This is a genomic window from Pseudomonas sp. D4-21 (assembly GCF_051132125.1).
GTDB lineage: Bacteria > Pseudomonadota > Gammaproteobacteria > Pseudomonadales > Pseudomonadaceae > Aquipseudomonas.
Genome location: NZ_CP071664.1, coordinates 1563634 through 1586416, shown reverse-complemented (window position 1 = coordinate 1586416; position 22783 = coordinate 1563634). Strand labels below are relative to the sequence as shown.

Below are 22783 nucleotides of genomic sequence, written 5' to 3'. Positions count from 1 at the left end.
GCCATGACGCGCGGCAAATGGCTGGCAGCGTTGTGCCTGGTGCCCTTCGCGATATTCTTCATCGTCTTCCAGATCGCCCCGCTGCTCTGGGTGCTGGTCAACAGCTTGGAATCGGAAGAGTTCGGCTGGGGCCTGGCCAACTTCAGCAAGATCTTCAGTTCGAAGTTTTATCGGCAAGCGATCCAGCACAGCCTGGAAATCAGCTTCTGGTCCAGCGTGTTCGGCATCGTTATCGCCGTGCTCGGCAGCTACTCCCTGCGTCGAGTGGATTCGCGGCTGCGCAACTTCGTCAACGCATTCGCCAACATGACCAGCAACTTCGCCGGCGTGCCCCTGGCTTTCGCCTTCATCATCTTGCTGGGGTTCAACGGCAGTATCACGATCATGCTCAAGCAGGCGGGCATCATCGAGGATTTCAACCTGTACTCGAAAACCGGGTTGATCATTCTCTACACCTATTTCCAGATTCCCCTGGGCGTACTGCTGCTTTACCCGGCGTTCGACGCGCTGCGTGAAGACTGGCGTGAGTCCGCCGCCCTGTTGGGCGCCAGCGGCTGGCAGTTCTGGCGGCACATCGGCTTGCCGGTGCTGACCCCGGCGCTGCTGGGCACGTTCGTGATCCTGCTGGCAAATGCTCTCGGCGCCTACGCGACGGTCTATGCATTGACCACCGGCAACTTCAACGTCCTGCCGATTCGCATCGCCGCCATGGTCTCCGGCGACATTTCCCTTGACCCGAACATGGCCAGTGCATTGGCCGTGGTGCTGGTGGCGCTGATGACTCTGGTAACCATCGTCCATCAATTGCTGCTCAAGAGGAGCTACCATGTCTCGCGCTGAATCGGGCTCCGTCGGGCTCTATCATCGAGCGGTGGTGTACCTGCTGTTCGCCATTCTGTTGCTGCCCCTGGTCGGGACACTGGTCTACTCCATCGCTAGCAGCTGGTCGGCCACCGTGTTACCCAGCGGCTTTACCTTCAAATGGTACGTGCAGTTGTGGAGCGATCCGCGCTTTCTCCATGCTTTCGGCCAATCGCTGGTCGTCTGTGTGGGGGCGCTGGTGCTCTCGGTGGTGCTGATCCTGCCGCTGCTGTTCGTGGTGCATTACCACTTTCCCAAGCTCGATGCGCTGATGAACATCCTCATCCTGCTCCCCTTCGCGGTGCCGCCGGTGGTGTCGTCGGTGGGGCTGTTGCAACTCTATGGTTCCGGCCCTCTGGCGATGGTTGGCACGCCGTGGATCCTGATCGGCTGCTATTTCACCGTCGCCCTGCCGTTCATGTACCGAGCAATCACCAACAACCTGCAAGCCATCAACCTGCGTGACCTGATGGACGCTGCCCAACTGCTCGGCGCCAGTACTTTCCAGGCCGCACTGCTGGTGGTGCTGCCGAACCTGCGCAAGGGCCTGATGGTGGCGTTGTTGCTGTCCTTCTCGTTCCTGTTCGGCGAGTTCGTGTTCGCCAACATCCTCGTCGGCACCCGCTATGAAACCCTGCAGGTGTACCTGAACAACATGCGCAACAGCAGCGGCCACTTCACCAGTGCGCTGGTGATTTCCTACTTTTTCTTCGTACTGGTCCTGACCTGGGCGGCCAACATCTTGAACAAGGACAAAAGCCAATGAGCTACGTCAGCGTCCAACACCTGCAAAAAAGCTACGCCGGCACGCCGGTGTTCAGCGACATCAACTGCGAAATCCAGAAGGGCGAATTCGTCACCCTTCTCGGCCCCTCGGGCTGCGGCAAGTCCACATTGTTGCGCTGCATTGCCGGCCTGACGGCGGTGGATGACGGCAAGATCCTGCTGGACGGCCAGGACATCGTCCCGTTGAGCCCGCAGAAGCGTGGGATCGGCATGGTCTTCCAGAGCTACGCCTTGTTCCCGAACATGACCGTGGAACAGAACGTCGCCTTCGGCCTGCGCATGCAAAAGGTGGATGCCTCGGACAGCCGTCAGCGTGTACTGGAGATCCTGCGTCTGGTGGAGTTGCATGATTTTGCAGCGCGCTATCCCCACCAGCTTTCAGGAGGCCAATGCCAGCGTGTCGCCCTTGCCCGCTCCCTGGTGACCCGGCCGCGCCTGTTGCTGCTGGACGAACCCCTCTCGGCCCTCGACGCACGGATTCGCAAACACCTGCGTGAACAGATCCGACAGATCCAGCGCGAACTGGGCTTGACCACGATCTTCGTCACACACGATCAGGAAGAAGCCCTGACCATGTCTGACCGGATTTTCCTAATGAACCAGGGAAAGATCGTACAGAGCGGCGATGCCGAGACCCTTTACACTGCGCCAGTCGACGTCTTTGCCGCCGGCTTCATCGGCAACTACAACCTGCTGGACGCCGACAGCGCCACGAAGCTGCTGCAACGCCCAGTGAACGGTCGCATCGCCATTCGCCCGGAAGCCATCGAACTGAGTCGCAATGGAGAGCCCGATGCACTGATCCGCAGCCACAGCCTGCTGGGCAACGTCATCCGCTACCGGGTCGAGGCCCGTGGCGTGGAGCTGGTGGTCGATGTGCTCAACCGTTCGGCCGCCGACCTGCATCCTGACGGTGCGCGGTTGGCACTTTCCATCGATCCGTCGGCGCTGTGTGAGGTAGCCTGACGGCCTTGTTGATTTTTGAAGCTGATCTTGAGAAGGAAAACGCGCTGATGGCCCTGGCAATTTTTGATCTGGACGAAACCCTGATCCACGGCGACTGCGCCACCCTCTGGAGCGAACAGATGGGGCGCCTGGGTTGGGTCGATCCCGAGTCGTTCATGCGTCGCAACAACGAGCTGATGGATGCCTACAGCCACGGCAAATTGCGCATGGAAGAGTACATGGACTTCAGCCTGGAACCGATGATCGGCCGCACGCCCGAAGAGATCGAGCACCTGGTGACACCGTGGGTGGAAGATTTCATCGAGCCGATCATCTTCAGCGACGCCACCAAGGCCATCGCCGAACACCGCAAGGCCGGCGACCGGATCCTGGTGATCTCGGCTTCGGGCACGCACCTGGTCAAGCCGATTGCCGAGCGCCTGGGCATCGATGAGATCCTGGCGATCGACCTCGAAGTGGCCCATGGGGTGTACAGCGGCAAGACCGTGGGCACCCTGACCTACCGTGAGGGCAAAATTTCCCGCTTGCTGGATTGGCTGGATGCCGAGGAAGAGAACCTCGAAGGCGCCAGTTTTTACTCCGATTCGCGCAATGACCTGCCGTTGCTGCTGCGGGTGGATTACCCGCATGTGGTGAATCCAGACCCGGTGTTGAAAGCTCACGCTGAGTTGGCTGGTTGGCCGATTCATACCTGGAAGTGAAGCGGATCAACTCCAGAACACCTGAAGCGTTTATGGCTTTTTGTGGCTTTGTGGCTTTGTGGCGAGGGAGCTTGCTCCCTCGCCACAGGGGACCGATCAGCTCAAGCTCTCGTCGATCACCAACACCAACTTCCCGGACACCTGATTGGTCGCCAGCTCCGCAAACGCCGCCTCGGCATCGGTGATTGCAAACGTCCTGGCCAGCTGCGGACTCAGGCGTTTATCGGTAAACAGCGGCCATACGTTCTGCCCCAATTCGCTGATCAAGTCAGCCTTGAACTGATCGTTGCGACTGCGCAGGGTCGAACCCAGCAGTTGGATGCGCTTGCCCAGCACCTGGGCCAGGTCGAGTTCGGTCGTGCGGCCGCCCATGAGGCCGATCAGCACCCAGCGGCCGTCAACTGACAAAAGTTTCACGTTGAGGCCGGCGTAGTTCGCGCCGACCGGATCGAGAATGACGTCGAAGGGCGCGAAGTCGTTCAGGCTGTTGATATCGTCGGTACGAACCACGCCGCCCTGGGCCCCCAATGCTTCGCAATAGGCCAGGCGATCCGCCGAACCGACGCTGACCCAGCACGGGTTGCCAAACGCCTTGCAGAGCTGGATCGCCGCCGAACCGACGCCACTGGCGCCGGCATGCAGCAACACTTTTTCGCCTGGCCGCAGGCCGGCAAGCTGGAACAGATTCAGCCACGCGGTGCCGTAGACCTCAGGCAGCGCGGCCGCTTCGGCCATCGACAGGCCTTCCGGCACGGGCAAGACATGGCGGCCATCGACCACTACCTCTTCGGCCATTCCCCCGCCAGCCAGCAACGCGCAGACCCGGTCACCGACCTGCCAGGAGGAGCCCGGCCCGACTTCACTGATCACTCCCGAACATTCCAGCCCCAACACCTGGCTCGCGCCGGGTGGCGGTGGATAATGCCCGGCTTTTTGCAGCAAATCGGCCCGATTCAGGCCGGCGGCAGCCACGCGGATGCGAACTTGGCCCGCATCGCAGGCCGGACTTGGCTCATCTGCCCATACCACTTGGCCTTCAACGCCTTGCAATGCTTTCACGGTGCCTCCATAGTGAGTCTCGACTGGGCCCGCTGCTATAACGCCGGGCTTTCTTGCATTATGCGCCCGGGCCACATGGAACCGGCGACTTCAAAGACGGCCTAATATGCGTTATCAATTGTCCCTGCGTCGAATCAGCATGAAGCACTTGTTCCCCAGTACTGCACTTGCCCTCTTCATTGGCCTCGGCGTTTCGACGCTTTCGAGCACTGCGCTCGCGGCCAACAGCTGGGACAAGCTTCAGCCCGATCGCGACGAGGTGATCGCCAGCCTTAACGTCGTTGAGTTGCTCAAGCGTCATCACTACAGCAAGCCGCCGCTTGATGACGCGCGCTCTGTCATCATCTATGACAGCTACCTGAAGCTGCTTGATCCGTCGCGCAGCTATTTCCTGGCCAGTGACATTGCCGAATTCGACAAGTGGAAGACTCAATTCGACGACTTCCTCAAAAGCGGCGACCTGAACGCCGGGTTCATTATCTACAAGCGCTACCTGGACCGCGTCAAGGCGCGCCTGGATTACGCCCTTGCCGAATTGAACAAGGGTGTCGACAAAATCGATTTCAATGCCAAGGAAACCTTGCTGGTCGACCGCAAGGACGCGCCTTGGCTCAAAAGTACGGCCGAACTCGACGACCTGTGGCGCAAACGCGTCAAGGACGAAGTGCTGCGCATGAAGATCGCCGGAAAGGATCCCAAGCAGATCCAGGAAACCCTGACCAAGCGCTACAAGAACCAATTGGCGCGTCTGGACCAGACCCGAGCCGAGGATATCTTCCAGGCCTACATCAATACCTTTGCAATGTCCTACGACCCGCACACCAATTATCTGTCGCCGGATAACGCGGAGAACTTCGACATCAACATGAGCTTGTCCCTGGAAGGCATCGGCGCGGTCCTGCAAAGCGACAACGACCAGGTCAAAATCGTGCGCCTGGTGCCCGCGGGCCCGGCGGACAAGACCAAGCAGGTCGGTCCGGCGGACAAGATCATTGGTGTCGCCCAAGGCAACAAGGAAATGGTCGACGTGGTCGGCTGGCGCCTGGATGAAGTGGTCAAGCTGATCCGTGGCCCGAAAGGCTCGGTGGTCCGCCTGGAGGTCATTCCGGCCAGCAATGCGCCAAATGACCAGACCAGCAAAGTCGTGTCCATCACCCGTGAAGCAGTGAAGCTGGAAGAACAGGCCGCGAAGAAATCGGTCCTGAAACTCAAGCAGGACGGCAAGGACTACAAGCTCGGCATCATCGAGATCCCGGCGTTCTACCTGGACTTCAAGGCTTTCCGCGCCGGAGATCCGGACTACAAGAGCACCACGCGCGACGTCAAGAAGCTGCTGACCGAACTGCAAAAGGAAAAGGTCGACGGCGTCGTCATCGATTTGCGCAACAACGGCGGCGGCTCGCTGCAGGAAGCCACCGAATTGACCAGCCTGTTCATCGACAAAGGCCCGACCGTGCTCGTGCGCAATGCCGATGGCCGGGTCGATGTGCTGGAAGATGAGAACCCGGGCGCATTCTACAAAGGCCCGATGGCCTTGCTGGTCAATCGACTGTCCGCTTCGGCCTCGGAGATTTTCGCCGGTGCCATGCAGGACTACCACCGCGCCTTGATCATCGGCGGCCAGACTTTCGGCAAGGGCACCGTGCAGACCATCCAGCCGTTGAACCACGGCGAACTGAAACTGACCCTGGCGAAGTTCTACCGTGTTTCCGGCCAGAGCACTCAGCATCAGGGCGTGCTGCCTGATATCGATTACCCGTCGATCATCGACACCAAGGAAATCGGTGAAAGCGCCCTGCCCGAAGCCATGCCGTGGGACACCATCCGTCCCGCGATCAAGCCGGCCGTGGACCCATTCAAGCCATTCCTGGCCCAGCTCAAGTCCGAACATGACACCCGCACCGCCCAGGACGCTGAATTCGTGTTCATTCGCGACAAGCTGGCCTTGGCGCAAAAATTGATGACCGAAAAAACCGTCACACTCAACGAAGCCGACCGCCGCGCACAGCATGCCGACATCGAGGCCAAGCAACTGGCGATGGAAAACCTGCGTCGCAAAGCCAAGGGCGAAGAGCCGCTCAAAGAACTGAAGAAAGAAGACGAAGACCTGATTACCGAGCCGGAAAAGACCAAGCCGGAAGATGATGCCTACCTGAGTGAAACCGGGCGAATCCTTTTGGATTACCTGAAACTCAACACGGCGGTCGCCAAGCACTGAGATGATGGCCATTTAATGGTGATGCTCGTCGGAGTGTCATCAAACTGACATCAGTCTGTCGTGAAATACAGGACCGGGCGCGCCCCAGCAGGGGTTGCGCCCGTCCTTTTTTTATCGCCAGAGACTGCCATGACCACGATAGAACAGCTGGGTGCCTTGAGCTCGATCCTGAGTCACAGCGGTTTGCACAGTCTGTTCCAACCCATCGTGTGCCTCTCCGAACGACGCATCCTGGGTTACGAAGCGTTGACTCGCGGCCCGTCCAACAGCCCCTTGCACTCCCCTGTCGCATTGCTGTCGGTGGCTCGCCAGGCCGGGCGACTCAGCGAACTGGAGCTGGCCTGCCGTCGCAGCGCCTGCCAGCGCTTCAATGAGCAAAAACTGCCGGGCAAGCTGTTTCTCAACGTCTCGCCCGAATCCCTGCTTGAATCGGCACACCAGACCGGTCGTACGTTGCAGTTGTTGCAGGACTTCGGCATCCCGCCCAGCCAGGTCGTCATCGAACTGACCGAACAAACCCCGATCGATGATTTCCAGCTCCTGCAAACCGCTCTGCATCATTATCGGGCGATGGGTTTTTCCATTGCGCTGGACGACCTTGGCGCCGGTTATTCAAGCCTGCGGCTCTGGTCGGAACTGCGCCCCGATTACGTGAAGATCGACCGGCACTTCATCGATGGCATTCACCAGGACGCGCTCAAGCGAGAATTCGTGGGTTCCATCCTGAAAATCGCCCAGGCATCACGGGCCCAAGTGATCGCCGAGGGAATAGAACTGCCGGAAGAACTGGCCGTGCTGATCGAGATGGGCGTCGATCTGGTCCAGGGTTATCTGCTTGCCCGGCCCCAGGAACACCCGTGCCAGGATGCCAAAGCGCTGATGCCCCGGCAGGACAGCGGGGTGGTGCCCTTGGGCGATGAAGTGAGCGACCTCGGCGCCCTGCTCAACGAACAACCGGCGGTGGCCCACGACACCCCGACGGCGGCAGTCCTGGATGCGTTCCGCCGCCAGGCCAACCTCAACTCCCTAGCAGTGTTGGATGACCGTGCCCAGCCGTGCGGCATCGTCCATCGTCATTCGCTCTCGGACGCGCTGCTCAAACCCTTCGCCACCGACCTCTTCGCGCGCAAGCCCATCAGCCGCCTGATGAGCGACGACTTCCTCGCGGTGGAACTCAACCAATCCTTGCAACAAGTCAGCCGCCTGATCACCAGCCGCGCCCGACAACGCATCGAAGAAGATTTCATCATCACCCTCAATGGCAGCTACATGGGATTGGGGCGCGTGATCGACGTGCTCAAGCTCATCACCGAACTGAAGATCCAACAGGCCCGCTACGCCAACCCGCTGACCTTGCTGCCCGGCAACGTGCCGATCCAGCAATGCCTTACCCGCTTGCTGCAGCAGCGTCAGGAGTCGGTAATCTGCTACGTCGACATCGACAGCTTCAAACCCTTCAACGACATCTACGGCTACGGTCGCGGGGACGAAGTCCTACTGTGCCTGGCGCAATGCCTGAACGAACGCATCGACCCCAGCCGCGACTTCGTCGGCCACATCGGCGGCGACGACTTCCTACTGGTCCTCGGCCCGGATGATTGGCGCAAACGCCTGACCCAATTATTGAAAGACTTCCAGAACCACTGCCGCCGCTTCTACCGGCCCGAGCACTTGGAGGCTGGTTGTTTTACTGCGCTGAACCGACAGGGGGTGCGGCAGGAATTTGCGTTGCTGTCGCTGTCGATTGGGGTGGTGCACCTGCGCTCGGAGGCTTGTGCGGGGCTGGATGCCAGTCAGCTGGCCGAACTCGCTTCCCAGGCCAAGCATCATGCCAAGGAAATTGTTGGGGGGAGTTTGTACTTGATTAATGGTGCGATCGAGCAGGTACCGGTCCTGGAGTTGGGGCTGTCGGTGTGAAAATGGGTGCCTTCACCCCAACGGCATGGCAGCTACAAATCCTGTGGCGAGGGAGCTTGCTCCCGCTGGGCTGCGTAGCAGCCCCTCTTATGGAAAACGTTGTGTGTCTGGTTAATTGCGTAGGCTGTTTCTAGATTTATAACCAACCCTAACTTAATCAGATTGCCTCGGCTCTATACTTCATTAAAGAAGCCAGTAGAACCCTCATAAATCTGCGCTGATCTTCAACCTTCTGATCGAAGTATGTATCCAAATTTAAAAAAACTCTATCAAAACTGTCATCGCACCCTAAGAAATAGGCAAGAGTATCAATTAGTAAAATCTGCTCTTTTGAAGTGTGACATAAAAAATCCGGACGAATCAACAAGTCAAATAGCTGGCTCAATTCCTCGTCATCATTTACATTTTTTGAAGTTATTATTTCCTCACGCGCCACATCATTAGTATTCTCAATACTAAAAACAAAAAGCAACCCCCAAATACAGTGCAAATCAAACGGTTTTTTCATGTGCTCGGTCCTGTATAAGCTGTCTTAGGTAGGCCACTTGTATCAAGAATAACAATCGCCTTAGTTTGCTGTATATACTCCAAACCATCTCTTTTATAACCCTCACCAATTACCCGCCCCATTTCAATTGGTTCTTTAGACTCGGCGATTCCTGCTCGCCTGAAAATCAATTGAGCTCGATAAATAGCATTGAGCTGATCACGATGATTAAGGAAACGAGTTGCGGCAGACGGAATAGCAGGTAGCCCTGCATTACTTCCACTGTGATATACATCGATTTGCCCAGTGCCAGGATTTCGCCCTGTCGTAACGCGCTCCAACTGAGCCTCCGTAGTAGTCTGAGCACCATGTTTCTGTAGGAAATGCGCGCCTGGTATCGATCGCTCCATCTCATCCAAACGCCGATAAGCATTCGCTTCCGCCAACGCATCAATCCGAGCCCTCCGCTGCTCCGCCGTCATCGGCAGCGCAGGCTCACCCTCATCCACCCCAACCTTAGTCGCCGGGTCTTGTTTACCAATGGCAGGTTTTTTACATCCGTCGCCAGGGCAACCTTCCAACCCCAACGGATCCACCCACCCCGTCGGGTTCAGGGTGTACCGATACCCATTGAGCCCACCCTTGAGCTTGCTCGGATCCAGCGTCAGATACCGCCCCGTCTCCGGATTGTAGTACCGGTGCCGGTTGTAATGCAGGCCGCTTTCCCGGTCGTGGTATTGCCCCTGAAAGCGCAGCGGTTGTTCCAGGCGCTTGCCGTCGCCGTGGCGCAGTTCGGTGAGTTTGCCGTAGCCGTTGTAGCGCGCGGCCCAGACGACTTCGCCTTGGTGGCTGGTCAGTTCCTGGGGAGTGCCGAGGTGGTCGAGGTGGTAGTAGAACGGCGTGGCTTTTTCCGGGCCTGCGCCTTCCAGCAGGGCCAGGGGGCGGAAGGTGCCGGGCTCATAGACGTAGCTCTGGTAGTGACGGTCGCTGCTTTCAGCGATGACCTGGTCGCCCTGCCAGATGAATTCCGTGGTGAGGCCGTCCACGGTCTTTTCGATGCGTCGGCCGAAGGCGTCGTAGCGGTAGGAGGTTTCGCTTCCGTCGGGGGTGGTGACGCCGATGAGCCGATGTTGGCTGTCGTAGCGGTATTGCGTGACGAGGCACTGGGCATGGCCGCGGCGTTCGCGGACCAGGTTGCCGTAGGCGTCGTAGTCATAGTGACGATCGCCCTCCATCAGTAGGCGGTTGCCCTTGAGGGTGGTCGGGCCGGGACGGTCGTTGAACAACACATTGCCGGCCGGGTCGTGGGAAAAATGTTCCGGGGGTTGGCTGTGGGCGTAGTCGATGCGCACCAGGCGATCCAGCGCGTCGTACTGGTAGCCGCGTCGGTTTCGCGTGTCGGAAAGCGCGGCGAGGTTGCCGTTGGCGGTGTAGGAATAGTCGCGCCAGAACAGTTGTTTTTGCTGGCTTTGCCACACGGTCTGGGCCTTGAGGCGACCCTGTTCGTCGTAGCTGTAGTCGCTGAGCAGCTGGCCCTGCTGGCGCTGGCGTTCGCGGCCGCCCTTGAAGCGGTGTTCGGTCAGGCACGTGCCGTTGAGGTCGATGGCGATCAGCGCCCCGCCTCGCAGGTGGCGGTAATCCAGGGTGCTGCGATCGGGCAGGCGACAATGGACCAACCGGCCGACATTGTCGTAGCGATAATGCTGGCTCGCCCAACCCTGATGTTCGGCGACGAGGCGGTCCTGGTTGTCGTATTCGTAGGCCAGCGGCCAATGGCCGTCTTCAACGCTGATCAGTCGCCCGAGGGCGTCGTAGCCGTACTCGACTGTGGCACCGTCGGGCAAGGTCTTGCGCAGCAGGCGGCCGGCGGTGTCGCGTTGGTAGGCGGTGATCCGCTGGCTGCCGTCGGCGCCGAACTCGGTCTTTTCCAGCAGGTGGCCGTTGAGGTCGTAGGCGTAGCCGGTGCGCTGGCCGTCGAAGCCGGTTTCCTGTCGGATCAGTCCGTTGGGCGTGTAGTCCAGCTGATATTTTTCGCCGGATTCGTTCTCGATTTCGGTCAGCAACAGCCGCGCCGAGTCGTAGCGGTACTTCAGTTCACTGCCGTCGGGGTTGAGGCGGCGGCTGACCAGGTGCAGATCGTCGGCGTATTCGTAGCGGGTGATGCGCCCCAGTTCGTCCCGCTCCGCGGTGACCTTGCCGTAGGCGTTGTAGCTCCATGCACGGGTCGCGCCGGTGGGCAGGGTGGTCTGTAGCAAGCGGCCCACGGCGTCCCATTGGTAATGGGTGACGGCGCCGCGTTCGTCTTGACGGGTCAGCAGACGGCCCAGGGCGTCGTAGGAAAAAACTCGCTGGCCGTCGTCCGGCAGGATTTCTTCCGTCAGTTGGCCCAACGGGTTTCGCACAAAATGATGGGCACCGCCGTCCGGGTAGCTGATGGTGTTCAGTTGCCCCTGGTCGTCGTAGTGATACCAGGTGCTTTGGCGAGCCGGGTCGACGACTTCGATGATGTCGCCCTGGGCATTGCGCCAGTAGGTCCACACGGCCTTGCCGCGAGTCCGGGCGTGTAGGAAACCGTTTCGGTATTCGTAGGACGTGGGCTCGCCTTCCGGCGGAATCAGCGCCACCAGCCGTCCGACTTCGTCGTAGCGGTATTCGGTGACGGCGCCCAGCGGGTCTTGCTCGGCGATCAGCCGGCCCTGTTCGTCATAAGCCTTGAGGTGTTCGCCGCCGGCGGGATCGACCTGGCGCACCAGCCGCGCGTGGTCGTCGTGGACATACACGTCCTGGCTGCCATCGATATGCCGGACCGTGACGCTGCCGTCGTCGCCCCAGGTGTAGCGGCTGTCCATCTGCGCGAACGAGGCCCAATGCCGGACACAGCGCGCCGCCGGGCCGAGGCCTTGCCACTCCCAGTAGAAACTCGCGCCCCCGGCCAGTTGCCGCTGGAGGATGACGTGCTGGTCGTCGTAGTCGTAGCGCTCGCTCTCGCCGGCGGCGTTGGTCGCTTCGATGAGGCGTAAACGCGCATCGTAGCGGTAGGTCACCAGGGTCTGTTCGGTGCGCCAGGCTTCGTCGAGGGTCAGCGCCGGGTGAAAGCTCTGATAGTCGATGGCGACCAGGTGCCGATGCTCGTAGCGCAAACGCAAACAGCGGCCGGCACCGTTGTCCAGACGGCTGATGTCGCCGTAGATGTTGCGTTGGACGGTCAGGCGGTTGTCGTACCGATCGCTCAGGGCCGTCAGATGACCGTCGCGAAAATGTAGGAAAGGAGCGTCTTCGCCGGGCTGGGCGACGATCAATTCGTCCGGCTCGTTGCTCAGATAAATCGCCGCGCGGGCCAGGCTGTTGTGGATGGCTGGGCGTTGCAGGCTGGGCCGGGGAAACGTGGTGCGGCGGTTTTCCTGGTCGATCCAGGTCACCTGCTCGCCGTCGATCAACAGGCGATGGGCCAGGGCATGGGTCCATCCGCGGCCGAGCCCGATGTCCAGGTCGGCGGCGCTGGTGCGGTAGAGGCGGGTGAAGACGAAGGGCAAGCGTCCGTCGAGGGTGCCGTCTTCGAGGGTGAGCAGCTCTTCGCCGGTGACCATGGACACCGGGCAACCGTCGGTGCGGGTCTGGGCGGCGCTGTCGGCGGGGTCGCCGTTGGGGTTTTTCGACTGCGTGGGGGCGTCGTCGTGGTGTTCTTGCTTTTTCAGCGTGGTGTTGCGCTGCGCATCCCAGCGCAACTGCATGCGCCCCTTCTTTACGCCGGCGGCAATGCCCCGCGCGGCCACAGCCTTGTAGCGGTCAACGTAGCCCATGAAGCCGTTCACCAGCTCGAAAATGGCACTGATAAAACGCTTCACGGCATCCAGCAGACGAGCACCGTGCCGGCCCAGGCGCATCGAGAGATAAGCAATGCCCGCGCCTGCCCCGACGAAGGTCAGCACCACGCCGATCAACAGGTCGATGACCAACTGCACGACCACTGTGGATAACACCGTCGCCGTGTCGCCCGCCAGTTCACTGGGGGGCAGCATGTCCAGCCAGAGACTGGCGGTGCGCACCAACAAGCACAGCGCCGCTTCGTCGCTGGCGAGCAATTGCAGCTTCGCCATGACCAGCGGCGCCGACTCGGCAAGCTGGGCCAGCTCGGCTGCGCTGCTGCCCAACCGTCCGCCGAACCGGGAGGGATCCTTGAGGATGTCCGACAGCAAACTGATGCTGTCCCACACGCCTTCGATCGCCGCCCAACCGCCGGCGAGCAAGCCATTGCCCACCGCTGCCGCCGAAGTCGCCAATGACTGCTGGGCCCACTGCGGCTTGAAGCCCTGCCACTCGCCGCGAAGCCAGTCCGTCAGATCATTCGTCAGGCCGTCGTAGGAAGAAAACAGCTCATCGATTCGCTTGGGGGACACTTCGCCCTGGACACGCACCCGGTAAGACCGCCCCGCCTCGCCCTTGAAGCGACCCACGCCCTGAGCATCCAGCGTGACCGGCGTGGCCTCGCCCGTGTCCACCGCCACCACATCCACCACGATATCGCCCAGCGGGATGTCGTACACGGACTCGAGCTTGCTCTCGATCGTCATGATCCCGCCTTGCGGGCACTGGACGACGACGGATAGAAAGTCCCTGTCCCGGACGTCGACTGCCGTAGTGCTTTGGCCGAAACGAATCAGTCGTTCCATGCCCATCAGCGAAGGCAGGTCGGCCGCTTGGCTGACGCGATCCGCAGCCCGGCTATACCAACGATCAAGCTGCTCGCGATAAAGCGAAAGGGTGTCCTGGAAGCTGTCGAGTTCAGCCTCGATGCGGCGCGCCTGATCCATCAGCGCATGGCTCGATCAAGAACCGGCAGGAGAAAACGATCGGGCATGGGCAAGCGTCTCGCAAGAAATCGGAGCGCGAGACTTTGCCGGGGACGGCTTGGGAAATAAGTCAGATAAGGAGGCGGAGCGCGTAGGACAATTCTTTGATTAGCCCCGCAGGGCAATCCCCCTCAGAACGGGGGAATAAGACTGAGGAAACTAAGGTTCCTGGCCCTTGAGCGACTTGAGCTTTATTTCAGCCAGTGGGTGCCCAGCCTTTGCGGCCAAGGTCCACCAGCGAGCCGCTTCCACCGGATCCGGCGCGCCAGTGGTGCTGCCGGCAAGGCTGATGACACCGAGCTGGTATGCGGCTTTGCCATCGCCGGCCAGTGCGGCGAGGCGCAGCAAGCGAATGCCCTCTTCCCGGGCGCCCAGCCCTTGGCCACGAAATGTCAGGATGTGCCCGTAGAAACTCTGGGCGCCAACGTCGCCCAGGTTCGCCATGCGTGCGAACTGACCTTCGAGCCAGGCCCAGCCACGCGGCTGTCGAACGAACCATGGCCAATGAAACAACCGGCGCGCGAGCCAATAACCAGCCCGGGCCTTGATACGCCAGAGCACTAGGCTTCCGCCGATTCGGGATATTCGTACTCGAACACCCGGACCACTTCCGAAGCATGCCAGGACGCGGCGGCTACGCCGTCGGAAGGACCGGAAAAGCGCCCAAGACGCTCGACACATTCGAAAAATCCAGTACGCGGCAGCCGGCTGGCGCCTTGGCTGATGACCAGCGAACTGCGCAGCGGTTGTTCGGCGCGGGCGTCCAGCGCGGCCAGGTGTTCAAGCGCTGCGGTCAAGGTCTGCATGGCCGGGCTGGGGAGTTGCAAGCGTTCCAGCAAGGCGCGATAGGTCAACAAATGGCGCTGGCGCCGCGCCTGGTCCAACTCACCCAACAATCCGTCCCAATGTTGCCGACTGATGCGTACACTCACGATTCATCCCTCCAACCCGGCACCGTCAGTTCCCAGGCCAGACTGCGCTTGATAGCGGCGTCGGGCTGACGCTCACCACTCTCGATCATGGCCAGATAAGACGGGCTGATGCCTACCGTGCGGGCCAACGCCTCGATGGCGATGCCCTTCCCTTCGCGCAGACTGCGCAATTGATCCAGACCAGGGAGAACCTGGCCGGGTGCCGCCGCAGGCTGGACGTCTGCCTCGCGCGGCGGAGCTTGTTTAATGCCTGCTGCCTTCAATAACGACTGGTATTGATCCCACGGTAAAACCGCGTACTCGGGCTCTCCGTCGCGTGTGATTACTTGAATATCCATGACTACCCCGTAGGACAACAACACTTAGCGAGTCAGCTTTTTTCCTAGGAAGTGTAATCCTAAATAGCGGCTAAGGTCGCGGGGGCGATGATCTTCTGAAGGGATAGGGCTGGATCAGATCTTTTTCGGGCGTTGGAGCTGAAGTTGTTCCGGGGTATCGGGAAGTCTTTCCACCAACGCGAGCTTCTCGGGTGACTGCCGGTCTCGCCAGGCACGGAAGGGGCTCAGTTCGTCGTCGAGTGTCTTCATGATCCACGCCAGCACGGCGATGTCGTCGAACATGCCGAGCATGGGCAGCAAGTCCGGAATCGCGTCCAAGGGACTCAGGAAATACATGAGCCCGGCCACTATCGAAAGCAACGACTTGGCGCTGACTGCCCGGTATTCACCACGCCAGTAAGCCAGGCACAACGCCTGAAGCAAGCGCAGGTCGTCCTTGAGCTTGCCTAGCCGCCCTCCTTCACGCGCGCCCTTGCTGGCGACGGCAAACAGTAATGTCGGCAATCGGCCGCGGGCCAAAAGCCGTCCCGCCAGGGGCAGAAATCTCGTGAAATTCCACGGCGCCTTCATTTCTTCTCCCACTGAAATGTTATCCACACAAATTGTGGATAACCTTGTGAACAGAGCTGCATTTCACCGCTGAAGCCCACGGTTCATAAGGGCTCGGCTTAGATCGGGCGTTTTTTACTCACATAAAAAAACCCAATATTTCATTGACTTGATTGGCCGACTGGGTCTAGCACGACGCCTGTACTGCCTATGACTGTGGTCGCTGCCGGGCGTTCGGTTTTTTTGCTCATTTACCGAAAGCCGAATGCAACAACGCCCCGCATGAGCGAGGCGTTGTCTTTATAGCAGACGCGATTACTTGGCTGCGTCTTCTTTTGCCGGGTCCTTGATGGCCAGCAGCTCCAGGTCGAACACCAGGACCGAGTTGGCAGGGATCGCCGGGCTCGGGCTCTGGGCGCCGTACGCCAGGTCACTTGGGATGTACAGCTTGTACTTCTCACCGACGTGCATCAATTGCAGGCCTTCGACCCAACCTGGGATCACACCGCTGACCGGCAGGTCAATCGGGCTACCACGCTCCACGGAACTGTCGAAGACAGTACCGTTGGTCAGCTTGCCGGTGTAGTGAACAGTCACCACGTCGGTCGGCTTGGGCTGCGCGCCGTCGGCTTTCTTGACGACTTCATACTGCAGGCCCGAAGCGGTGGTGGTCACGCCGGCCTTCTTGCCATTTTCTTCGAGGAATTTCTTGCCAGCCGCAGCCGACTCTTCGCTCATCTTGGCCATGCGCTCTTCGGCACGTTTTTGCAGTGCGGCAAAGGCCTCGACCAACTCTTCGTCTTTCAGCTTCTGTTCTTTCTTGCCGACGGCATCTTCGATGCCCTGGGCCACTGCTTTGGAGTCCAGGTCATCCATACCTTCCTGAGCCAGGCTCTTGCCCATGTTCAGGCCGATACCGTAGGAAGCTTTCTGCGCCGGGGTTTTCAGCTCTACGCTGGTCTGCGAGTCGCAACCCGCCAGTACCAGGCCAACCAGGGCAACCGCCGCCGCCAACCGATGCTGTTTCATGCTATTTCCTTGTTCATGCGCCTAAAGGGCAATCGAGTAAAGCCGCGAGCTTATCAGGCGGCCACGACCAATGGCTACCGGCATGTGAGCCGCAAAGTGATGATAAGTTCAGGCCGGCAAACGCTTTTTAATCCTGGGCAGATGAAGCATCTGTCATCTATTACGAACCGGGACAAATAGCCGCCCCGCCGCCAGCCCAGGGTAATGGCCACTTGCCGGCCAAGCGGCACTGAGGCATAAGGGCATATCAAAAAAAACAAGGACGTTACCGTGCGCCTCCTCTCTCGCATTCTTTTGCTGATCCTCACACTGCTTGTCGTCGCCGCGGCCGTGGTGCTTTATTACGTCGCCAACCCGCGCCTGCCCGCCTATACACCTGTCGAACAGGTGCATTACCTGGAGCAATGGAGCCCCGCCGAGCGCCAAACCTACTACTTCACGCCCCAGGGCACCCAGGTCAAAGGCCTGCGCTATGACTGGTTCACCGCCTTGGAACTTCCTTTTTCGCAACAGCGCTTCGCTTCGCCGGAGTACCTGGCGCGCTTCGGTTTCCTCGTCGATCCGGCGCAGAAGGCCACGCCGGAAAACCCCGGCAACCTGCCGGTAGGCTTCACGCGGCACCAAAATGCGAGCAGCAGCGAGCAATATCTGGACATCACCTGCGCGGCCTGCCACACCGGCGAATTGCGCTTCAAGGGCCAAGCGATACGGATCGACGGCGGTTCAGCCCAGCACGTGTTGCCATCGACTGTTCCGACGCTGCGCGGAGGTAGTTTCGGACAGGCATTGGTCGGGAGTCTCGCCTCGACTTACTACAACCCATGGAAATTCGAACGCTTCGCCCGCCAGGTGTTGGGCAACGACTACGACGCCCGCCATGAAGAGTTGCGCAAGGCGTTCAAGGTGTCCCTGAACACTTTTCTGCGCACGGCCTGGAACGACACCCACCGCGGCCTCTACCCTACCGAGGAAGGCCCTGGCCGTACCGACGCCTTCGGCCGTATCGCCAATGCAAGCTTTGGCGATGCCATCTCGGCAGAAAACTACCGGGTCGCCAACGCGCCGGTGGATTACCCGCAATTATGGGAAATGTGGACATTCGACTGGGTGCAATGGAACGGCTCGGCCCAGCAACCGATGGCCCGCAATGTCGGCGAAGCGTTGGGCGTCGGTGCCACGTTGAGCTTCTTCGACGCCCAGGGCAAACCGCTACAGGGCGACGCACGCTATCCATCCAGCGTACGCGTGCGCGACCTGAACAAGATCGAAGAAACCCTGCAACTGCTCAAGCCCCCAGCGTGGCCGGAAGCATTGCTGGGCTCGATCGACAAGCCGTTGGCCGCAAAAGGCCGGGAGCTGTTTACCGAAAACTGTGCCGGCTGCCATGTGCCCAAGGTTATCCAGGGCCCCGACAGACCGGTCCAGCAATTGCACATGCTGCCGGTGAAAGTGATCGGCACCGACCCCGGCACTGCGAACAATATCGCCGACCACCGTTTCAATCTGACCAGTCTGCAATGGGATCCGGCCGAACTGGCGAAGCTGGATGTACAACTGCACCCGACCCCGACAGAGCCACTGGACCTTAGCCGGGTCTCGGTCGCCAAGGGCCTGGCCTATGTCACGGCATTCGTCGAAAACCGCGCCTATCGCGACGCCGGCGTCACGCCAGCCGAGCGCCCGGCCCTGGATGGTTTTGGCCTGCCCATCGGCGTGCGTGAACTGCGCGCCTACAAAGCGCGACCGCTGGCGGGCGTCTGGGCCACCCCGCCCTTCCTGCACAACGGCTCCGTGCCAACCCTCTATCAATTGTTGTCGCCCCAGGCTGAGCGGGCCACCACCTTCTATAAAGGCAGCTTCGAGTACGATCCGCGACACCTGGGCTATCGCACGGAGGCCTTTGCCAATCGATTTCTCTTCGATACGCGGGTCACTGGCAATCACAACAGCGGCCATGAGTTCCGCGCGGGCGAGCGAGGCAATGGCGTTATCGGTCGCTTGCTGCAACCGCAAGAGCGCTGGGCCTTGCTGGAGTATTTAAAAGTGCTCGGCGGGCCACTGGAGTCGCAACTGTAATGACGAACCCCACAGGTAAAAGGATGTTTGCATGCTGATCACGCTCTGGCTGCGCCTCGGCGCCTTTTTGGGCAAGACGCTTCTATGGCTGCTGGGCATCGGGCTGCTCGGCTGGGCCCTGGCTGCCGCTTGGTTCGCCTGGCAACACAGCGGACCGGTCCCGGACAAGGAACAGATACCGCCCGACGAAAGCGCCATGACCCAGGACATCATCCAGACCGCCATCCGCATCGTCGACCAGCACCGCGAAGGTACCCGCTACCTGCGCGATGCCCATGCCAAAGCCCACGGTTGCGTCATGGCCGAAGTCCAGGTGCCCAGTGACCTGCCTGCGCCATTGCGCCAGGGTGTGTTCGCTGAACCGGGCAAGACCTGGCAGGCAACGATCCGCCTCTCCAATGGCAACGCTTATCCCCAGTTCGACAGCCTGCGCGATGCGCGGGGGATGGCGATCAAACTGCGGGACGTGCCCGGCAAGCAACTGCTGGCTGATCGGCAAACACAGGGCGAGCAGGATTTCGTGATGTTCAATCATCCGAATTTCTTCGTCAGTGATGTCGCCGAGTACCGTCAGAATGTGGCCGCGCAAGCCGATGGAAAAAAGGCAATGGCGTTCTTTCCAAGCCTGGACCCACGCACTTGGCAGATCCGCCATCTGTTTATCGCCCTGGCGACACTTTCGCCGCCTCCGGCAAGCCCGACCCAGACCACCTATTTTTCGGTTTCGCCTTACAAGTTCGGCGAAGCCAATGCCAAGTTTCGCGTCGCGCCGGATCCGGACAGTTGCCCAGGCTACACCTTGCCGCCCCAAAACCAGGATCTGCCGAATTTCTTGCGTAGCGCGCTGAATCAGCAGTTATCCACCGATCGCGTGCCGGCCTGTTTTGTCTTGCAGATCCAGCGCCAGGACCCGAGCAAATACATGCCGATCGAAGACACCAGTATTGAATGGAAGGAAAGCGATGCGCCGTTCGAAACGGTGGCGCGGATCAAGGTTCCGGCACAGGATTTCGATACGCCCAAGCTGAACCTGGCGTGTGACAACCAGTCTTTCAACCCTTGGTTTGGCATCGAGGCCCATCGCCCCATTGGTGGGATCAACCGTTTGCGCAAGGCAGTGTACGAGGCGGTCAGCGATTACCGCCACAGCCGGAACGCTGAGCAGTAGCAAGGGGCCAAATGACAGGCAACAAAAAGCCCGCTCAATGAGCGGGCTTTTTGGTTAGCACTTGGCGTTCAGTGTTCCAAGTGCCGAATATGGCGCAGCGGACGGGACTCGAACCCGCGACCCCCGGCGTGACAGGCCGGTATTCTAACCGACTGAACTACCGCTGCGCGTAACATTGAAAGTTTGGTGGGTGATGACGGGATCGAACCGCCGACATTCTGCTTGTAAGGCAGACGCTCTCCCAGCTGAGCTAATCACCCTTCACTTTCGATGCGGGGCGCATTCTCTCACAGTTTTTTATAACGTGCTGATTTAATTGATAAATTCAGCAAAAAAATGTGATTCACACGCACCGCGGTAACTGCAAACAGCAAAAAGCCCGCGTTAGCGGGCTTTCTGTGGTGACCTGGTGTTCAGTGTTCCAGGTAACCGAATATGGCGCAGCGGACGGGACTCGAACCCGCGACCCCCGGCGTGACAGGCCGGTATTCTAACCGACTGAACTACCGCTGCGCGTAACACTGGAAGCGAATGGTGGGTGATGACGGGATCGAACCGCCGACATTCTGCTTGTAAGGCAGACGCTCTCCCGGCTGAGCTAATCACCCTTCACTTTCGGTGTGGCGCGCATTCTACGGAGCACTCCCCGACCTGGCAAGCACTTTTTAAATTAATTTTTTCAGGTCTTCCAAAGGCTTAGCGAAGGGTTGGCCTATGACGCCGCGAAGAGAATAATGCCCCCCTTTGTATAAAGGAGAGACTCACCCCATGTGGTTCAAGAACCTGCTTATCTATCGCCTGACCCAAGATCTGCCTTTTGATGCCGAGGCGTTGGAAACTGCACTGGCGAGCAAACTGGCGCGCCCCTGTGCAAGCCAGGAGTTGACCACTTACGGTTTCGTCGCGCCATTTGGCAAAGGCGAAGACGCCCCCCTGGTCCACGTCAGCCAGGACTTCCTGTTGATCGCCGCACGCAAGGAAGAACGCATCCTGCCGGGCAGCGTCGTGCGCGACGCGGTCAAGGAAAAGGTCGAAGAGATCGAAGCCGAGCAAATGCGCAAGGTCTATAAAAAGGAACGGGACCAGATCAAGGATGAAATCATCCAGGCGTTCCTGCCTCGTGCGTTTATCCGACGCTCGTCTACCTTTGCCGCCATCGCGCCAAAACAGGGCCTGATTCTGGTCAACTCCGCCAGCCCGAAACGTGCCGAAGACCTGCTCTCCACCCTGCGCGAAGTCATCGGCTCACTGCCGGTACGCCCACTCACAGTGAAGACAGCGCCTACCGCGATCATGACCGACTGGGTCAAGACGCAGAAAGCCGCGGATGATTTCTACGTGCTGGACGAATGTGAGCTGCGCGATACCCATGAAGACGGTGGCATCGTCCGTTGCAAGCGCCAGGACCTGACCAGTGACGAGATCCAACTGCACTTGAACACCGGCAAGGTGGTGACGCAGCTGTCGCTGGCCTGGCAGGACAAGCTGTCCTTCGTGCTCGACGACAAGATGGTGGTCAAGCGCCTCAAGTTCGAAGACCTGTTGCAGGACCAGGCGGAGCAGGATGGCGGCGATGAAGCCCTCGGCCAACTGGATGCCAGCTTTACCCTCATGATGCTGACGTTCGGCGAATTCCTGCCGGCGTTGGTTGAAGCGCTGGGTGGGGAAGAGATTCCGCAGGGGATCTAAGAAGTAACGATTGCCCTGTGGGAGCGAGCCTGCTCGCGATAGCGGTATGACAGCCACCGAGGTGTTGACTGACACGCCGCTATCGCGAGCAAGCTCGCTCCCACATTAGTATTTGGTGTTCTTAATAATAAGGATCAGGTCATGCGTGCGTTGGCTGCGTTAAGCCGCTTTGTCGGCAATACATTCGCTTATTGGGTGCTGTTCTTTGCGGTGCTGGCGTTCATGCAACCGCAATGGTTCGTCGATTTGAAAGTCGCCATCGTGCCACTGCTGGGACTGGTGATGTTCGGCATGGGCCTGGCACTCAAGCTGGAAGACTTCGCCGAAGTGGCTCGTCGTCCAGGACGCGTGGCCCTGGGCGTGATTGCCCAGTTCGTGATCATGCCGGGCACCGCGTGGCTGCTCTGCCAAGCGTTCAGCCTGCCGCCGGAAATCGCCGTCGGGGTCATTCTGGTGGGTTGCTGCCCGAGTGGAACCTCGTCCAACGTCATGACCTGGCTCGCACGCGGTGACCTGGCGCTGGCCGTGGCGATTTCCGCCATCACCACCCTGCTTGCCCCTTTGCTGACCCCGGCGCTGATCTGGCTGCTGGCGTCGGCCTGGTTGCCGGTGTCGTTCTCCGCCTTGTTCTGGTCGATCCTGCAAATCGTGTTGCTACCCATTGCCTTGGGCATCGTTGCCCAGCGCTTGTTGGGTGCGCGGGTACGTCACGCCGTAGAAGTCCTGCCGCTGGTATCGGTAGTCAGTATCGTGATCATCGTCGCCGCCGTGGTGGCGGCCAGCCAGGCGAAAATCGCCGAATCCGGCCTGTTGATCATGGCTATCGTCATCCTGCATAACAGCTTCGGTTATCTGCTGGGGTATTTCACCGGTCGGCTGTTTGGATTGCCACTGGCCCAGCGTAAAACCTTGTCCCTGGAAGTAGGCATGCAGAACTCCGGCCTAGGCGCGGCATTGGCCAGTGCGCACTTCTCGCCGCTGGCGGCGGTGCCCAGCGCTTTGTTCAGCGTCTGGCACAACATCTCCGGCGCCCTGCTCTCGACCTGGTTCCGTCGCATGAGCGAAAAGCAGGACAGAGAAGAGCTCTCCCGGCAGACGGCGGACTGATAGGCGGACTTGACCGAACAGTCAGCATTGGGCATTCTGGCGCCCGATGC

At 59.9% G+C, this 22783-nt stretch carries 18 protein-coding genes and 4 tRNA genes; 10 read left to right on the top strand and 12 right to left on the bottom strand.

Annotated elements, in window-relative coordinates; translation table 11 throughout:
- Window positions 1-3 precede the first annotated feature (3 nt).
- From J3Q04_RS07095 to J3Q04_RS07080, 4 genes are read left to right on the top strand one after another with little or no spacing between them, the layout of a single operon-like run.
- Entirely contained in the window at window positions 4-840 is an 837-nt protein-coding gene (locus J3Q04_RS07095) for an ABC transporter permease (RefSeq protein WP_420766999.1), read from the top strand.
- Window positions 827-1627, top strand: coding sequence for an ABC transporter permease (locus J3Q04_RS07090; RefSeq protein ID WP_420766988.1), 801 nt, complete (start codon window positions 827-829; stop codon window positions 1625-1627). Before J3Q04_RS07095 ends, J3Q04_RS07090 begins: the two co-directional genes overlap by 14 nt.
- Complete coding sequence (locus J3Q04_RS07085) at window positions 1624-2613, top strand: ABC transporter ATP-binding protein (RefSeq protein WP_420766989.1); 990 nt, start codon at window positions 1624-1626, stop codon at window positions 2611-2613. Before J3Q04_RS07090 ends, J3Q04_RS07085 begins: the two co-directional genes overlap by 4 nt.
- A gap of 47 nt (window positions 2614-2660) precedes the next feature.
- On the top strand, window positions 2661-3314 hold the full coding sequence (locus tag J3Q04_RS07080) for an HAD family hydrolase (protein WP_434607229.1): 654 nt from the start codon (window positions 2661-2663) through the stop codon (window positions 3312-3314).
- A gap of 96 nt (window positions 3315-3410) precedes the next feature.
- On the opposite strand, the gene J3Q04_RS07075 is transcribed toward J3Q04_RS07080, so the two are convergent.
- Complete coding sequence (locus J3Q04_RS07075; protein ID WP_434607232.1) at window positions 3411-4373, bottom strand: zinc-binding dehydrogenase; 963 nt, start codon at window positions 4371-4373, stop codon at window positions 3411-3413.
- A 139-nt stretch (window positions 4374-4512) separates the two neighbouring features.
- On the opposite strand from J3Q04_RS07075, the gene J3Q04_RS07070 reads away from it, so the two are divergent.
- Window positions 4513-6591, top strand: a complete 2079-nt coding sequence (locus J3Q04_RS07070) for a carboxy terminal-processing peptidase (RefSeq protein WP_434564134.1) — start codon at window positions 4513-4515, stop codon at window positions 6589-6591.
- A 129-nt stretch (window positions 6592-6720) separates the two neighbouring features.
- The gene (locus tag J3Q04_RS07065; RefSeq protein WP_434607235.1) at window positions 6721-8508 is read left to right on the top strand and encodes a bifunctional diguanylate cyclase/phosphodiesterase; all 1788 of its coding nucleotides are present in this window, start codon (window positions 6721-6723) and stop codon (window positions 8506-8508) included.
- Between the two features lie 157 nt (window positions 8509-8665).
- On the opposite strand, the gene J3Q04_RS07060 is transcribed toward J3Q04_RS07065, so the two are convergent.
- The 7 genes from J3Q04_RS07060 to J3Q04_RS07030 form a co-directional block, all read right to left on the bottom strand.
- Window positions 8666-9016 carry a hypothetical protein gene (locus J3Q04_RS07060; RefSeq protein ID WP_420766993.1) on the bottom strand — a complete coding sequence of 117 codons (351 nt, stop codon included), beginning with the start codon at window positions 9014-9016 and terminating at the stop codon, window positions 8666-8668.
- Window positions 9013-13806 carry an RHS repeat-associated core domain-containing protein gene (locus J3Q04_RS07055; RefSeq protein WP_434607239.1) on the bottom strand — a complete coding sequence of 1598 codons (4794 nt, stop codon included), beginning with the start codon at window positions 13804-13806 and terminating at the stop codon, window positions 9013-9015. Before J3Q04_RS07055 ends, J3Q04_RS07060 begins: the two co-directional genes overlap by 4 nt.
- Window positions 13807-14004: 198 nt before the next feature.
- The gene (locus J3Q04_RS07050; RefSeq protein WP_434560141.1) at window positions 14005-14406 is read right to left on the bottom strand and encodes a sel1 repeat family protein; all 402 of its coding nucleotides are present in this window, start codon (window positions 14404-14406) and stop codon (window positions 14005-14007) included.
- Complete coding sequence (locus tag J3Q04_RS07045; protein WP_003179080.1) at window positions 14406-14777, bottom strand: hypothetical protein; 372 nt, start codon at window positions 14775-14777, stop codon at window positions 14406-14408. Before J3Q04_RS07045 ends, J3Q04_RS07050 begins: the two co-directional genes overlap by 1 nt.
- Window positions 14774-15115: a helix-turn-helix domain-containing protein gene (locus J3Q04_RS07040; protein WP_434560143.1), complete on the bottom strand. Its 342-nt coding sequence runs from the start codon at window positions 15113-15115 to the stop codon at window positions 14774-14776. Before J3Q04_RS07040 ends, J3Q04_RS07045 begins: the two co-directional genes overlap by 4 nt.
- Window positions 15116-15229: 114 nt before the next feature.
- Window positions 15230-15685: a YkvA family protein gene (locus J3Q04_RS07035; protein WP_434607242.1), complete on the bottom strand. Its 456-nt coding sequence runs from the start codon at window positions 15683-15685 to the stop codon at window positions 15230-15232.
- Window positions 15686-15979: 294 nt separating this feature from the next.
- On the bottom strand, window positions 15980-16693 hold the full coding sequence (locus J3Q04_RS07030) for an FKBP-type peptidyl-prolyl cis-trans isomerase (RefSeq protein ID WP_030142016.1): 714 nt from the start codon (window positions 16691-16693) through the stop codon (window positions 15980-15982).
- A gap of 270 nt (window positions 16694-16963) precedes the next feature.
- Between J3Q04_RS07030 and J3Q04_RS07025 the strand changes: the two genes are divergently transcribed.
- Together J3Q04_RS07025 and J3Q04_RS07020 are read left to right on the top strand one after the other, a co-directional pair.
- Window positions 16964-18769 (top strand): di-heme-cytochrome C peroxidase, encoded by a 1806-nt coding sequence (locus tag J3Q04_RS07025; RefSeq protein ID WP_434607244.1) that lies wholly within the window; start codon window positions 16964-16966, stop codon window positions 18767-18769.
- Between the two features lie 31 nt (window positions 18770-18800).
- A complete protein-coding gene (locus J3Q04_RS07020; RefSeq protein ID WP_434607246.1) occupies window positions 18801-19937 on the top strand; it encodes a catalase family protein in 1137 nt (378 codons plus the stop codon).
- 90 nt (window positions 19938-20027) lie between these two features.
- On the opposite strand, the gene J3Q04_RS07015 is transcribed toward J3Q04_RS07020, so the two are convergent.
- The 4 genes from J3Q04_RS07015 to J3Q04_RS07000 all read right to left on the bottom strand — a co-directional run bounded on the left by J3Q04_RS07015 (window position 20028) and on the right by J3Q04_RS07000 (window position 20545).
- A tRNA-Asp gene (locus J3Q04_RS07015) sits at window positions 20028-20104 on the bottom strand.
- Window positions 20105-20121: 17 nt separating this feature from the next.
- A tRNA-Val gene (locus tag J3Q04_RS07010) sits at window positions 20122-20197 on the bottom strand.
- Window positions 20198-20373: 176 nt separating this feature from the next.
- Window positions 20374-20450, bottom strand: a tRNA-Asp gene (locus tag J3Q04_RS07005).
- 19 nt (window positions 20451-20469) lie between these two features.
- Window positions 20470-20545 (bottom strand) — tRNA-Val (locus J3Q04_RS07000).
- Window positions 20546-20705: 160 nt separating this feature from the next.
- Between J3Q04_RS07000 and rdgC the strand changes: the two genes are divergently transcribed.
- Both rdgC and J3Q04_RS06990 read left to right on the top strand, forming a co-directional pair.
- The gene (rdgC, locus tag J3Q04_RS06995; RefSeq protein ID WP_434560149.1) at window positions 20706-21626 is read left to right on the top strand and encodes a recombination-associated protein RdgC; all 921 of its coding nucleotides are present in this window, start codon (window positions 20706-20708) and stop codon (window positions 21624-21626) included.
- A 141-nt stretch (window positions 21627-21767) separates the two neighbouring features.
- Window positions 21768-22733, top strand: a complete 966-nt coding sequence (locus tag J3Q04_RS06990; protein WP_420767875.1) for a bile acid:sodium symporter family protein — start codon at window positions 21768-21770, stop codon at window positions 22731-22733.
- The last annotated feature ends 50 nt before the right edge of the window (window positions 22734-22783 follow it).